Source organism: Parafrankia sp. EAN1pec (assembly GCF_000018005.1).
Classification (GTDB): Bacteria; Actinomycetota; Actinomycetes; order Frankiales; family Frankiaceae; genus Parafrankia; species Parafrankia soli.
Genome location: NC_009921.1, coordinates 4,998,375 through 5,011,599, shown reverse-complemented (window position 1 = coordinate 5,011,599; position 13,225 = coordinate 4,998,375). Strand labels below are relative to the sequence as shown.

The window sequence follows — 13,225 nt, the reverse complement described above, 5'->3', positions numbered from 1 at the left end:
CCGGCCTGTCGGCCCGGCTGCCTAGCCCTGTTTGCGTCCAGCGCTCTGGTGGGCCTTGAGCGCGACGGCGCCGACGGGATCCGTGGTGGGCTGCGCTGACCCGCCGGCGGGTTCGACGGTGAGCGCGACCTTCTCCGCGTCGCCCACGTTGCCGACGACCCAGTCGGCGGACCTGGAGTTGCCGGCCGTCAGCCCGGCGGAGCGCGTTCCCGCCGGCCCGACCAGCCACAGCTGGTAGACCTTCCCGGCATCGAGCGGCGGCAGGTCACGCGCGGAGACGACCGCCAGGTTGCCGGCGTTCGCCATGGTCAGCTGGCCACCCCCGGCGACCGGTGCCGAGTCGGCCACGGTGAGCGCGGAGGCCGCGAGGGCCTGGGCGTCGGCGACCTGGGCGCGTGTGTCAGCGAGCTCGGCCCGCTGGTTGATGGTGACGGTCCCCAGGGCGGCTCCCGCCGCGAGGACGGCGGCGGCGGTGGCCCCGACCAGCGCGTGACGTGCGCCCGGACGCCGGCGCCGCCCGGCGGGGCCGCCCCGCCGACCCCGGCCGGGCAGACCGGGGGTGGGCCGAGCACGACCGAGCCCGGCCTGGCCGAGCCGGGCGGATCCGTCGTGCTGACCGGTCTGATCAGGTCGGCCGGTGGGTGGAGCGGCCTGGTCCGTGGGAACGCGCGGGCGGAACTGCGGCGTCATCGCGATCACGGCGAGGATGTCCGCCCGCAGGCCCGGCGGCGGCTGCTCGGCGGCGATCGCCGCGAGATGCTCCGTGGCCGCCGAGAGGTGGGCGAGCTCGTCGGCGCAGAACTCGCACTGCTCGAGGTGGGCGTCGACGAGTGCGGCGTCGGCCGGGTCGACGGCGTCGAGCGCGCGCGCGGCGACGAGAGAGTGTGCGTCGGCGGTCATGACCGGCCCCCCATGCAGTCCGACAGCCGGCTCAGCCCGTCACGCATCCGGGTCTTGACCGTGCCGACGGGTAGTTCGAGCAGTTCGGCGACTTCGCGGTAGGTGTAGCCGGAGTAGTAGGCGAGTGTGATCGACTCGCGCTGGGTGGCCGTCAGGTCGCCCAGGCAGCCGCGGATCCGCTCGTGCTCCAGCCTGGTCTCGACCTGCTCGGCGACCTGGTCGTGCGGCCGTGCGGTGGACCGGGCCGCGACCCGGACGTCCCGCGCCCGCTGGGCCTCGACGGAGCGGACCCGGTCGACCGCGCGGCGGTGCGCCATCGTCGAGACCCACCCGGTGACGCTGCCGCGGGCGGGGTCGAACCGCGGCGCCTCCTGCCACACCCCCACGAAGACCTCCTGGGTGACCTCCTCGGCCTGCGCCGGGTCGCGTACGACCCGGCGCACGAGTCCGTACACGCGTGCGGCGAGCTGGTCGTAGAGGGCACCGAACGCGTCGGTGTCCCCGCGGCCCGTGCGGGCCAGTAGCGTCTCCGGGGTCGGCCCGCAAACGCCGTCCCCGGTACCGGGCAGGGCGCGCAGCGCCGCCGCCTGGATCTGGTCGGCTTCCATGACTCCCCATCGCGTCGTCACCAATGACTCGACCGGGGTTCGTCGCCGCGGACCTCGCGGATCGGTCCCGGCGCGGACATTCTCGTCCCATCGCGGCTGGAAGCGTTCCTACCTGCGCAGACACGCTGGGGACGGCGCGACGCGGGATGGCGACGGGGACAGGCGTGGTGCCTAGGCGCGCCCTGGGTGACCGGCCGTCCCCGGCTCGTCGGCACCGGCGAGACGTCCCAGGAACGTGGTGTTGTCGTAGAAGTTCTCCACCGCCAGCAGACGCAGGTCCGGCGCGCAGCGGGCGACCGTGACGCCGAACAGCTCCATCCGCTCGCCGGTCGGCTGGTGCCCCTGGTACGGACCGGCGAAGGTGCCCCAGTGCCGCCACTTGAAGGCGATCACGGGCGGCGGTGAGTACACCTCGAGGACCTCCCAGAAGAACCCGCCCGGGAACGCCCGGTGGAAGGTCTCATGGGAGGACTCGAAGGTCTCCGCGGTGGCCGAGTAGTAGGGGTTCTCGCCGATCAGGACGTTGTAGCTGCCCCGCTCGGTGAGCTCGGCGCTGTCCGCCGCCGGTCCTCCGTTCATGCTGACCCGGATCCGGTCGCTGACCATGCTGACCCACTGGGTGGGATCGCTCTTGTAGGACAGCTCCATCTCGAACACCTGCACGAGCTGCTCGACGACGTCGGCGAGGGAGCCGGGCGTGTGGTGGACGGTGCGCTCCCCGGGCATCACCTCGCGGGAGAAGCGGTAGTCCGGCGGGGCCCCGTCACGCCACCGTGCGTCGGTGGAGGCGGCGATGACCGCGTCGCGGCCGCGCAGGTGCAGCGGAGTCGTACCAGCCGTGCTGTCTTCGCTCACCGTGTCGTCCTCCGATGGTCCGGTGCGTCCACCTGTTCGGGTGACCGCGCGATCGCCGGACGGCGACATTTCCCCGTGGCTGTGCTGGGCCTGTGCCGGTCCGCCGGGTCGATGGCGCCGTCCGGCCTGCGTGCCTCGAGTCTGGCCGGTACGGAACTCGCCCGGCCCGAATCGTTTGTCGCCGGAGCAACGACGAAGGTCCCAGTCGGACGGACGTTCGGTCCCGCCCCGCGGCACCCCCGAGCCAACCCGAGCCTTCCGCCCACCCCGCGCGGCAGCCGGGGCCGGTGTCAAGCCCGGTCTGGGTCATGATCGAATTCGTCGTCGTCGATGTCGGCGGTGGCCCGGGAACTCACGCCGCGCACCTCGCCGAACGCGGCTACGACGTGCTCCTCGTCGACCCGGTCGTCCGCCACGTCGAGATGGCGCAGGCCCGCTGTCGGTCGCAACAGCACGCGCCGTTTCGCGTCCAGCGGGGTGAGGCCCGCAGTCTGCCGGTTGCCGATCAGACGGCCGACGTCGTGCTGCTCATGGGCCCGCTCTACCACCTCGTCCAGGCGGACGAGCGGGCCGCGGCGCTGCGCGAGGCAAGCCGTGTTCTTCGGCCGGGTGGTGCTGTCCTGGTTGAGGTCATCACCCGGCACGCCTGGGTCCTGGACGCGACGAAGAAAGGCCTGCTCGACAGCGATGGGGTCTGGGAGGACTTTGACCGCAACCTACGCACCGGCCTCAGTCAGGATCCGGGACGCCACACCGACGGCGCCTTCTGGGCGTATTTCCACAACCCTGAGGAACTGCGCGGGGAGCTGGATCTCGCCGGCTACCAGGACACCCGCCTTGTCGCCGTCGAGGGCTTCGCCTGGTTGCTGGGGGACCTCGAGCAGCGAATGGCCGACCCCGCCGATCTCCTCCGAGTCATCCGTCTGACCGAGACCGAACCCTCGATGCTCGGAACGAGCGCGCACGTCATCGGCGTGGCGCGCAAGCCCAGGTCGTAGAGGCGGAGTCTCACCTGTTCGAGTGGGTGCCACCGGCGCGCCCCTGCGGTCAGCGGCCGGGGACGGAAGCGGAGCGTGGCCAGGGGCGCTGGCCGTCCTTGGTTTCGATGCTTGTGTTTAAGCGCTCGAGCATGCTGGCGAACAGGCGTAACTCGTCCTCCGACCAGGTGGAGACCAGGCCGCTCAGCTCGCCGATGACGAAGGCGCGGTCGTCGGCGACGCGGCGGGCTCCCTCGGGGGTGATGCTCAGCTTGCGGGCGAGGCCGCCGTCGGGGTCGGGGATGCGCTCGGCCAGGCCGGCCTGGAGGACCGCGGCGGTCTGGCGGTTGACCGTGGAGACGTCGAGGGAGAAGGCCTCGGCGAGCTGGCCGATGGTCATCGGGCCCTGGGCCTCGAGGCGGCTGAGGAGGAGATAGGCGGAGCGGTCGAGGTGACGCGTTCGCCCGCGCCTCGCGGCGTTGGGCGCGATGTGGTGCCTGGCGAGCAGCATCAGCTCCCGCTCCAGGTCGCGCAGACTGTCGTGCACCCGGGCCTCCGCTGGACGTCCGCGCGCACCAGCGGCGGCGGACCGTGACCTTTCTCCCAGTCTAACGGTGTGACGACAGGATGTGTATAAACCATATTGTGTGTAGCATGCATATAGGAAACACCTGAGCTGGCGTTCGGCCTGGCAGTCTGTCCCGGCGTCGCCGCCGCCGCGCACCACCTTCGTCGAGCCCGCACCACCTTCGTCGAATCGGAGTACCGCCATGGCGCGAGCTCGCACGGACCCGGCCGAACCGGGGGCGGGCCCGGCGTCGACGGCACCGATGGGACCGACCGCGCCGCGCCCGAGCCTGTTGACCGCGGCGCTGGCCGTGGCGGGCATCGTGGCGTCGTTCATGCACACCCTGGTCGTGCCGATCATTCCGCAGCTCCCGCACCTGTTGGACTCCTCGGCGTCCAACACGACCTGGGTCGTCACGATCACCTTGCTGGCCGGTGCCGTCGCGACGCCTGTCGCCGGGCGGCTCGGTGACATGTACGGCAAGCGCCGGATCATGCTCGGCAGCGTGGGGCTGCTCGGCGCCGGCTCGCTGGTCTGCGCGCTGAGCACGTCGTTGCCACAGATGGTTGTCGGCCGCGGGCTGCAGGGGCTGGCCACCGGGCTGATCCCGCTCGGGATCAGCCTCATGCGCGACGAGCTGCCGCCCGAGCGGCTCGGCTCCGCGCTCGGGCTGATGAGCTCCTCGCTCGGCATCGGTGGCGCGCTAGGTGTCCCGACCTCGGCGCTGATCGCTCAGAACTTCAGCTGGCACGTGCTCTTCTGGACGGCCACCGTCCTGAGCGTGCTGGTGCTCGCCATGCTGTGGCGGGTCGTCCCCGAGTCGCCGGTGCGCGACGTCCGCGGCCGCTTCGACGTCGTCGGGGCGCTCGGGCTCGGCACCGGGATCACCTGCCTGCTGCTGGCGATCTCCAAGGGCAGCACCTGGGGCTGGACGTCCATCACCACCCTGGGGACGGTGCTCGCCGCGCTCGCGGTGCTGGCCCTGTGGGGCCCGTGGGAGCTGCGCCACGCCTCCCCGGTGGTCGACCTGCGGGTCAGTGCCCGCCGTCAGGTGCTGATGACCAACCTGACCTCGGTCGTCGTCGGCTTCGCGATGTACGGGATGGGGCTGGTCATCCCGCAGTTCCTGCAGCTGTCCGCGGGCACCGGCTACGGGCTGGGCAAGTCGATGGTCGTCGCCGGGCTGTGCTTCGCCCCGTTCGGGGTGGTCATGATGCTCGCCTCGCCGCTCACCGCCCGGGTGTCGGCGATGTGGGGGTCGAAGACGACGCTGGTGCTCGGTTCCGCGATCATCGGGGTCAGCTACCTGATCGGCCTGTTCGTGATGCACTCGGTCTGGCAGGTCGTGCTCCTCGCGGTGATCGGCGGGATCGGGGTGGCGCTGGCCTACGCATCCATGCCGTCGCTGATCATGGCCGCGGTGCCGGCGACCGAGACCGCGGCGGCCAACGGTCTGAACACCCTGATGCGCTCGCTGGGCACCTCCTCGTCGGCTGCCATCGTCGGGGTGATGCTGGCCAACATGACCATCACGTTCGGCGGCCGGGAGGTTCCGTCGCTGGCGGGCTTCCACGCGGTGTTCGCGCTCGGCGCGGGCGCGGCGGCGGCCGCCGTGCTGATGGGCCTGTTCATCCCCGGCCGGGGGGCGCGGGAGGTGCCCGTCCCGGCTGTCGCGGCCCCGCGTGAGACGGGCCGACCGCGCGCGCAGCTCCAGCAGAGCTGACAACCTCCGCTACAGCTGACAGCCGCCGGCCGGCCTCACGATCCGGACCCGGATCGTGAGGCCGTGTGCGGACGTCCGAGCTGATCTTGGGGCGGCGGCGGTGGCGCCACCGGGACGAAGCGCGGGATACGGTCGGATCCGGGCCCGCCTCGGATCCCGGTCCGGGCCGATCGGGGCGGTGCGAACAGCTGCCGTGACCCGACGCATCGGGGCGGGGGAAGGACGCGATCGCCATGCTGCCGCTCGTCACCGTGCTGGTCCTGGCCGTGCTGACGGCAGTGGCGGTCGGTGCGGCGCTGCTGGCCGCGGCCGGCTGGTGGGCCGCCGCCGCGGTGGCCGGCGCGCTGCTGGCCGTGGCCGTGCACGACGTCGTCCAGCGCCAGCACGCCATCCTGCGCTACCACCCGGTGCTCGGGCATGCCCGGTTCCTGCTCGAGACCATCCGTCCGGAGATCCAGCAGTACTTCGTCGAGCGCAACTACGACGGCCGCCCGTTCGACCGTGCCACCCGGACGATGATCTACCAGCGGGCCAAGGGCACCCATGGGGACCAGGCCTTCGGTACCGAGCGCGACGTCAACGAGGTCGGCTACGAGTACCTCCCGCACTCCACGGCGCCCGCGCCGGTCGCCCCCGGCTCCGCGCCGCCGCGGGTGCGCATCGGCGGGCCGGACTGCACCCAGCCCTACGACATGGCGCTGCTCAACGTCTCGGCGATGAGCTTCGGGTCGCTGTCGGCCAACGCGGTGCTGGCGATGAACCGTGGCGCCGCGGCCGGCGGCTTCGCGCACGACACCGGCGAGGGCGGGCTCACCGAGTACCACCTGCGCCACGGCGCCGACCTGGTCTGGGAGATCGGCAGCGGCTACTTCGGCACCCGCACCCCCGACGGTGACTTCGACCCGGCCCGCTTCAAGGACGTCGCCGCGCTGCCCACGGTGCGGATGGTCGAGCTCAAGCTGAGCCAGGGCGCCAAGCCCGGCCTCGGCGGCGTGCTGCCGGCGGCGAAGGTCACCGCGTCGATCGCCCGGGCCCGCGGGGTCCCCGAGGGGGTCGCGTGCATCAGCCCGTCGTTCCACCGGGTCTTCGCCACCCCGCGCGAGCTCGTCCTGTTCGTCGGGCGGATGCGCGAGCTCGCCGGCGGCAAACCGGCCGGGTTCAAACTGTGCGTCGGGTCGCGCCGCGAGCTGCTCGCGATCTGCCGGGCGATGGTGGAGGAGGGGATCACCCCGGACTTCATCGTGGTGGACGGCTCGGAGGGCGGCACCGGCGCGGCGCCGCTGGAGTACGAGGACCACGTGGGCACCCCGCTGACGGAGGGCCTGATCACCGTGCACAACGCGCTGGTCGGGGTGGGCCTGCGCGACCGGGTCCGGATCGGGGCCGCCGGCAAGGTCGCCAGCGGGGTGGACGTCGTCAAGCGGCTCGCGCAGGGCGCGGACTACACGAACGCGGCCCGGGCGATGATGATGGCGGTCGGCTGCATCCAGGCCCAGCGCTGCCACACCAACACCTGCCCGGTGGGGGTCGCCACCCAGGACCCGCGCCGCGCCCGCGCCCTCGACGTCACCGACAAGAGCGAACGGGTCCGCCGCTACCAGGCGGCGACCGTCGCCCAGGCGGTGCAGGTGATGGCCTCGCTTGGCTGCACCGGGCCCGAGCAGCTCCACCCGGGGATGCTCATGCGCCGCGTCACCCACACCGACACCCGCAGCTACGCCGAGCTGTACGAGTGGCTCGAACCCGGTGAGCTGCTCGCCGAGGCGCCGCGTTCGTGGGCGGCCGACTGGGCCGCCGCCGACCCCGACAGCTTCCGTCCCTGAGACCCTGCCCTGCCCTGCCCTGAGACCCTGTCAGCAGTGACCCCGTCAGTAGCGGCCGGGATCAGCGCGGGGCGTGGTCCAGAGCGCGGTCCAGAGCGCGGTCCAGGAACTGGATGATGCCTGGCAGGCGCTCGGCGAGCGGGAAGGCCCCGCCGTGGCCCACCCCCCGCAGCAGGGTGAGCTCGACCGACCCGCCGGCGGCGCACAGGCCGTCCGCGAGCTGCTGCGACTGCTGGTAGGGGACGGTGCAGTCGGTGTCGCCGTGCTCGATCAGGAACGGCGGCGGCGGGCGGTCACGGCGCAGGTGGGACAGCGGGCTGGCCAGGCGCACCAGCTCCGACGCGGCGGTGATCTGCGCGCCGAGGAAACGCGACTCGGGGGAGTCCGCGCGGTCGTGCGAGGCGGCCCGGGCCGGGCAGCGCGGATTCGCGCGCAGCTGGGCGTCCATGGTCGAGAAGTCCACCGGGCCGTACAGGTCGACCACCGCCCGCACCGCGCTGGACGGCCGCGCTCCGGCCGGGCCGAGGTCCACGCCAGGGTCCAGGCCGACGGCAGGGCCCAGGTCGACGTCCCCCGGCAGCGGGTCGTCGCCGGCGGCGCCGAGCATGGCGGCGAGATAGCCGCCGGCCGACTCGCCGATCACCCCGATCCGGGCCGGATCCAGCCCGAGGCGGCGCGCGTTCGCCCGCAGCCAGCGCACCGCGGCCCGGACGTCGGCGACCGCCGCCGGGAAGGCCGCCTCACCGGAGAGCCGGTAGTTGACGCTGGCCACCGCGTAGCCCGCGCCGGCGAGCGCGTGCGCGGTGCGGGCCATGTCCTGCTTGTCGCCGACGGCGAACCCGCCGCCGTGGATCGCGACGACGACCGGAGGCGGATCGCCGCCGCCCGTGGGCAGGAGCAGATCGAGACGCTGCGCGTCGGACAGCGTCGCGTAGGCCAGGTCCTGATCGGTGCGCACACCGCCGCCATCAAGGTCGAGTCGGGTCGGGAGACGGGGGAGACGGGCATGGCACGACCCACCCCCGGCTGCATCATGCCCCACAGCCCGGCGGGGCTTCAGCCCCAGGTCGACAGGTTGCGGCTGAGGTCGCCGGTGAAGGCCGCCGCGTACTCGTGCACGGCGCGGCGACCCTCGAGGGTTCCGGTGCCGGCCGTCAGCGGCTCGTCGGTCCACAGGTCGTCGAGGGCTCCGGCGTTCGGGCGGCTGCCGGCCGGCCCGACCGGCAGCAGCGGCAGGGCCGTGCCCGCCGGCATGGCACCGGGGCCGCGTACGACGACGAGGCCGCGCAGGATCTCGTCGGCCCCGTCGGCGTCGGCCGGGGTCACGACCGCCCGCAGGAACCAGCGCGGGCCGTCGACTCCGACGACCCGGCAGCCCGGGAGCAGCAGCTCCGGGCCGTGGGGGCCGTCGCGGACCTCCGACTCCGGGTGGCCGGCGGCCAGCTCGGCGCGTACTCTGGCCCACAGCTGCCCGCTGGTCGGCGCGGCGAACACGGTCACCCGCACGGTGAGCCCGGCGGCCGTCAGGACGAGGTCGGTGCCCGGCCCGGTCTGCGTGCCGCGGGCGATCCGCACGGTCACTCCCGGCGGCACCGCGACGCGCAGCGCGCCGAGGTCGAGAATCTCGGGCGCGCGCCGCCCCGCCCCACCGGGTACCGCTCCGACACCCGGGACGGCGTCGCCGGAACCGGCCTCGTCGCCGGGCGGGTTGGTCGGCGCCTCGTGCGCCGCCTCGCCTGCCTCGCCGGGCCAGGCGAGCTCGGAGACGTCGTACGGGCCGGGGCCGTCCAAGGCGGCAGGTGCCGGCCCGCGCGCCGCGTGGTCGGATGGATGCTCGTCCACGGTGGTCCTGCGGCGACCGAACATGCTCCCCCTCCCCAATCACCACGCGCGTCGCCGGGTGGGAGCGGGCGGCGCGGGGTGTGGGCGTGGCCACTGGGTCGCAGTGTGACCCGGCCGCGGCGGCCGGGCAAGCCGGCGCGGCGAAAACCCGGGTCACGGCGACGCGAGCTGCCTAAGATGACTGGCGACTGCCACGGTTCCGTCTGGGGTGACTGGCGGGTGCGGTCGGCAGTGGGCCAGATCATGGGGTTTCTCAGGGGCTGTGGGTGAGTTGTGAGTACGGGAAAAGTACTTCGTTTTGATCATGTGCGTGGCTACGGGTTCCTTGCGCCCAGCGACGGCGGCGAGGATGTCTTCCTGCACGCGAACGATCTCCTCGTCGAGAAGAGTCTGGTAGTGCCGGGCGTGGTTATGGAGTTCGAGGTCGAGGAGAGCGACCGCGGCCGGAAGGCGTCGGCGGCCCGGATCCTGCGGGGCTCGGCGACGGGCTCGGTCGTCGGGCCGGCGGCCGTCACGACCGCCCCGGCGCCGGTGGTCTCCCGCCACGACGATGGCGGCGACGGGCTGTGCGACGTCCTGCCGGCCGAGGAGTTCACGCAGGAGGTCACCGAGGTCCTGCTGCAGACCGAGCCGTCGCTGACCGGCGCGCAGATCCTGCACATCCGCCGCCAGCTCGCCGACGTCGCCCGCAAGTACGGGTGGGTGGAGAACTGACGCTCCGGGCGGCACCCGTCGGCTGAGCCTGCCGCTCAGCCGGCCATCCCGGCCTGCCGGGAGTCGTCGATCTCCGGGGAGTAGACGACGAGGTTGCCCTTCCCCAGCCGTTTCGCCGCGTACATGGCATGGTCGGCGTGCTGGAGCACTTCGTCGGGGCAGACCGGTCCCGCCTCCGTGCCCACGATCACCAGGCCGAGGCTGGCGCGCACCAGGTGCCGGCGGTCCTCGATGGCCACGGCGATCCGCAGCGCCGCGCGGATCCGGTCGCCGGCCGTGCGCAGCTCCTCGGTGCGCCCGCCCGCCCGGTCCGCGGCCCCGGTGTCGAACAGGACGGCGAACTCGTCGCCGCCGAGGCGGGCCACCGTGTCGGTCGGGCCCGCCGCCTGGGCCAGCCGGTGGGCCGCCGTGCGCAGGACCCGGTCGCCGGCGGCGTGGCCGAGGTTGTCGTTGACGACCTTGAAGTCGTCCAGGTCGCAGAACAGCAACGCCACCGGGTGGCCGGTGCGCTCGTGCCGGTCGATGGCCGCGCGCAGCCGGCGAAAGAAAAGCGTGCGGTTCGCCAGGCCGGTCAGCGGGTCGTGGAAGGCCTGGTGGTGCAGCCGGGCCCGGCTGTCCTCGTAGCGGGCCAGCAGCAGCGTGTTGTCGATCGTGGTCACGAGCTGGCGGGCGAGCGCGAGCAGCATCAGCGCGAGCATGCCGATGATCTGCGCGACCGGGATGTCGGCGTGCGTGATGATCTGGGCCGCGAGCAGGGCGCCGACGCAGCCGAGGGGCAGGTAGGGCACGGCGACGCGGGCCCAGACCCCGCGCGGGCTGCGCCTCGTCCGGATGATCATGCCGTCGTGGGAGGCGGCGGCGGCCAGCGCGGTCAGCACGCTGCCGCCGGCGAAGCCGACCAGCACGACCGCGTCCGGGCCGTCGGTGGCCTTCGCGTAGGCGTTCAGCGCGGCGCCGTCGGTCACGGCGAACAGGAGCAGGCTCGCGCTGAGCAGGCTGAGCGATCCCGAGCCCGTCGGCCGTCGGAAGATCAGGATGAAGATGACGGCGGAGAGCAGGATGAGCTTGCCCGCCCCGCCGGCCACCCCGAACGCCAGCGACGCCTGGTTGATCTGCGTCGACCGCACGAGCGGGACGACCAGGATCGCGTAGACGAGCAGCAGCAGTGATCCGACGACGAGCAGCCCATCGAGGACGGCCTCGAGGTACCAGGCCATCCCGCCACGTTTGTTCGTGCTGATCGGGATGGCGCGGGCCCGCTCGGTGGGGAAGGTCAGCAGCCCGGCCAGGCCCAGGGCATAGCCGAGCAGCGGCGCGGCCCCGGTCGCGGCGAGATCGGGGACGGTCTCCCCGCTGGCCACCATTGAGACGGCCACTCCCGCCACGAAGCTTGACGTGATCGCCGCCGCCTCGAACCGCCGCCACCGGCGCTCGTGCCGGGGCACCCGTCGCGCGGTGACGAGGCAGCAGATCGCGGAGGTGAGCGCGGCAGCCGTCACCGCGGCCTGCGCCGCCTGTTTGCCGATGTGCTCGGGCAGCGCCATCGCGACTGCCGCGGCCAGCACGACGAAGGCCAGCCCGATGGCGGCCATCGCGCGGAACGCGCCGCGGGACACCGGACGCGCGGGCAGCCCGTCCGGCTCGGCGCGGCCGCGGGCCCCGCCCGGTGTCGCTTCCCGTCCGTCCGGCATTCAGCTCCCGTCGGCGGTCGTCCGGCGACGTCCCGCCGGGCGTGCGCGGCCGGTCAGCGGGACCGGGCCGTGCGGCACGCCGGGCGAGAAGTCCGTGTTTCGAGTGGACGCCCAGCGCCGGGCTTCTTCAACTCAGGACGCGCGATCTGTCCGTTACGTCGGCATGGCGCCCGTCCGGCCCGCAGCGTGGTGCCGCTACGGTGAGCGTGCCGCCACACCCGCGCACCGCCACGGGGCACGCCGGACCCGCGGGGGGAGGCTCGAGGGGGAGGTTGGGATGATCGTTCTGGCCGGCGCCCGGGTGGTGACGCCGCACGGTGTCCTCGACCCCGGCCGGGTGCGCGTCGAGAACGGCCTGATCACCGAGGTCGGCACCGAGGCCGGCACCGAGGTCGGGCCCACGGCCGGGCCCGTCGGTGGGGAGGCGGGCGGCGAGGGGACGGGCGGCGAGGACATCGTCGACCTGGGCGGGTCCTGGCTGGTGCCCGGGTTTGTCGACCTGCACGTCCACGGCGGGGGCGGGCACGACGTCACGGCGTCACCGGCCGATCTGGCCGCGGCGGTGGCCTTCCACCGGGCGCACGGCACGACCCGCACGCTGGTCTCGCTGGTGGCGGCGCCGGTGGAGCGCCTGGCCGAGCAGTTGTCCTGGGTGGCGGCGCTCACCGCGACCGGGCCGGGGCCGGACGGCCATGTGGTCGGCGCGCATCTGGAGGGGCCGTTCCTCGCGCCCGCGCGCCGTGGCGCCCAGCCGGGTGAGCATCTGCGCGGGCCTGACCGCGGTGTGTTCGCCGAGCTCGTCGCGGCGGGCGCGGGCACGCTGCGGGTGATCACCCTCGCCCCGGAGCTGCCCGGGGCCGGCGCGGTGACCGAGGCCGCGCTCGCGGCGGGGGTGATCGCCGCCGCCGGCCACACGGACGCCACCTACGACGAGGCCGCCTCCGGTTTCGCGGCTGGCATGACGCTCGCCACCCACCTGTTCAACGGCATGCGCCCGCTGCATCACCGCGAGCCCGGCCCGGCCGGGGCGGCGCTCGACGCCGGTGTGGCCTGCGAACTGATCAACGACGGTGTGCACGTGCACCCGGCGCTGCTGCGCCTGGTCGCCGCCGAGCCGGCGCGCCTGGTGCTGGTCACCGACGCGGTCGACGCGGCGGGTGTCGGCGACGGCGACTACCTGCTGGGCGGCCACCCGGTCCGGGTCCGGGACGGGCAGGCCCGCCTGGCCGCCACCGGCGCGCTCGCCGGCAGCACCCTGACGATGGACCTGGCGGTGCGCCGCGCCGTCGCGGCCGGGCTTGCGCTCGAGGTGGCGGTCGCCGCCGCGGCGACGAACCCCGCCCGGGTGCTGGGCCTCGCCCACCGCTGCGGGTCGATCGCCCCCGGGCTGGACGCCGACCTCGTCGTGCTCGACGCCGATCTACGGGTCACGAGGGTCATGGCGGCCGGCAGGTGGGTCCCCGGTCCGGCTACCCGGCCGATCGCGGCCGGGTAGCCGGCGCACCGGTCAGCGCACCGGTGCGT

Annotated in this window: 12 protein-coding genes; 5 read left to right on the top strand and 7 right to left on the bottom strand. The window is 73.8% G+C overall.

Annotated features, from left to right (window positions below):
- Window positions 1-21 precede the first annotated feature (21 nt).
- The 3 genes from FRANEAN1_RS20445 to FRANEAN1_RS20435 form a co-directional block, all read right to left on the bottom strand.
- Window positions 22-900 (bottom strand): anti-sigma factor, encoded by an 879-nt coding sequence (locus FRANEAN1_RS20445; protein WP_020461725.1) that lies wholly within the window; start codon window positions 898-900, stop codon window positions 22-24.
- Complete coding sequence (locus FRANEAN1_RS20440; RefSeq protein ID WP_020461724.1) at window positions 897-1,508, bottom strand: sigma-70 family RNA polymerase sigma factor; 612 nt, start codon at window positions 1,506-1,508, stop codon at window positions 897-899. Before FRANEAN1_RS20440 ends, FRANEAN1_RS20445 begins: the two co-directional genes overlap by 4 nt.
- 171 nt (window positions 1,509-1,679) lie before the next feature.
- A complete protein-coding gene (locus tag FRANEAN1_RS20435) occupies window positions 1,680-2,363 on the bottom strand; it encodes a hypothetical protein (protein ID WP_020461723.1) in 684 nt (227 codons plus the stop codon).
- A gap of 308 nt (window positions 2,364-2,671) precedes the next feature.
- Here FRANEAN1_RS20435 and FRANEAN1_RS20430 point away from each other — a divergent pair, with 308 nt between their 5' ends.
- On the top strand, window positions 2,672-3,361 hold the full coding sequence (locus tag FRANEAN1_RS20430; RefSeq protein ID WP_157472727.1) for a class I SAM-dependent methyltransferase: 690 nt from the start codon (window positions 2,672-2,674) through the stop codon (window positions 3,359-3,361).
- A 49-nt stretch (window positions 3,362-3,410) separates the two neighbouring features.
- Here the strand turns inward: FRANEAN1_RS20430 and FRANEAN1_RS20425 are convergent, their stop codons facing one another.
- A complete protein-coding gene (locus FRANEAN1_RS20425; protein ID WP_020461721.1) occupies window positions 3,411-3,887 on the bottom strand; it encodes a MarR family transcriptional regulator in 477 nt (158 codons plus the stop codon).
- 283 nt (window positions 3,888-4,170) lie between these two features.
- Between FRANEAN1_RS20425 and FRANEAN1_RS20420 the strand changes: the two genes are divergently transcribed.
- Window positions 4,171-5,631 carry an MFS transporter gene (locus FRANEAN1_RS20420; RefSeq protein WP_041254472.1) on the top strand — a complete coding sequence of 487 codons (1,461 nt, stop codon included), beginning with the start codon at window positions 4,171-4,173 and terminating at the stop codon, window positions 5,629-5,631.
- Between the two features lie 233 nt (window positions 5,632-5,864).
- Window positions 5,865-7,454, top strand: coding sequence for an FMN-binding glutamate synthase family protein (locus tag FRANEAN1_RS20415; RefSeq protein WP_020461719.1), 1,590 nt, complete (start codon window positions 5,865-5,867; stop codon window positions 7,452-7,454).
- Window positions 7,455-7,515: 61 nt separating this feature from the next.
- Here the strand turns inward: FRANEAN1_RS20415 and FRANEAN1_RS20410 are convergent, their stop codons facing one another.
- The gene (locus tag FRANEAN1_RS20410) at window positions 7,516-8,412 is read right to left on the bottom strand and encodes an alpha/beta hydrolase (protein WP_063748352.1); all 897 of its coding nucleotides are present in this window, start codon (window positions 8,410-8,412) and stop codon (window positions 7,516-7,518) included.
- A gap of 98 nt (window positions 8,413-8,510) precedes the next feature.
- The gene (locus tag FRANEAN1_RS37260; protein WP_049795710.1) at window positions 8,511-9,296 is read right to left on the bottom strand and encodes a DUF3710 domain-containing protein; all 786 of its coding nucleotides are present in this window, start codon (window positions 9,294-9,296) and stop codon (window positions 8,511-8,513) included.
- Between the two features lie 273 nt (window positions 9,297-9,569).
- On the opposite strand from FRANEAN1_RS37260, the gene FRANEAN1_RS20400 reads away from it, so the two are divergent.
- Complete coding sequence (locus FRANEAN1_RS20400) at window positions 9,570-10,010, top strand: cold shock domain-containing protein (protein ID WP_020461717.1); 441 nt, start codon at window positions 9,570-9,572, stop codon at window positions 10,008-10,010.
- A gap of 35 nt (window positions 10,011-10,045) precedes the next feature.
- On the opposite strand, the gene FRANEAN1_RS20395 is transcribed toward FRANEAN1_RS20400, so the two are convergent.
- On the bottom strand, window positions 10,046-11,701 hold the full coding sequence (locus FRANEAN1_RS20395) for a GGDEF domain-containing protein (RefSeq protein WP_020461716.1): 1,656 nt from the start codon (window positions 11,699-11,701) through the stop codon (window positions 10,046-10,048).
- Window positions 11,702-11,978: 277 nt separating this feature from the next.
- On the opposite strand from FRANEAN1_RS20395, the gene nagA reads away from it, so the two are divergent.
- The gene (gene nagA / locus FRANEAN1_RS20390; protein ID WP_020461715.1) at window positions 11,979-13,196 is read left to right on the top strand and encodes an N-acetylglucosamine-6-phosphate deacetylase; all 1,218 of its coding nucleotides are present in this window, start codon (window positions 11,979-11,981) and stop codon (window positions 13,194-13,196) included.
- Window positions 13,197-13,225 lie beyond the last annotated feature (29 nt).

Coding starts and splice junctions, on each gene's coding strand:
- nagA (WP_020461715.1), top strand. CDS start 11,979: ATGATCGTTCTGGCCGGCGCCCGGGTGGTGACGCCGCACGGTGTCCTC.
- FRANEAN1_RS20445 (WP_020461725.1), bottom strand. CDS start 900: ATGACCGCCGACGCACACTCTCTCGTCGCCGCGCGCGCGCTCGACGCC.
- FRANEAN1_RS20430 (WP_157472727.1), top strand. CDS start 2,672: ATGATCGAATTCGTCGTCGTCGATGTCGGCGGTGGCCCGGGAACTCAC.
- FRANEAN1_RS20440 (WP_020461724.1), bottom strand. CDS start 1,508: ATGGAAGCCGACCAGATCCAGGCGGCGGCGCTGCGCGCCCTGCCCGGT.
- FRANEAN1_RS20420 (WP_041254472.1), top strand. CDS start 4,171: ATGGGACCGACCGCGCCGCGCCCGAGCCTGTTGACCGCGGCGCTGGCC.
- FRANEAN1_RS20395 (WP_020461716.1), bottom strand. CDS start 11,701: ATGCCGGACGGACGGGAAGCGACACCGGGCGGGGCCCGCGGCCGCGCC.
- FRANEAN1_RS20415 (WP_020461719.1), top strand. CDS start 5,865: ATGCTGCCGCTCGTCACCGTGCTGGTCCTGGCCGTGCTGACGGCAGTG.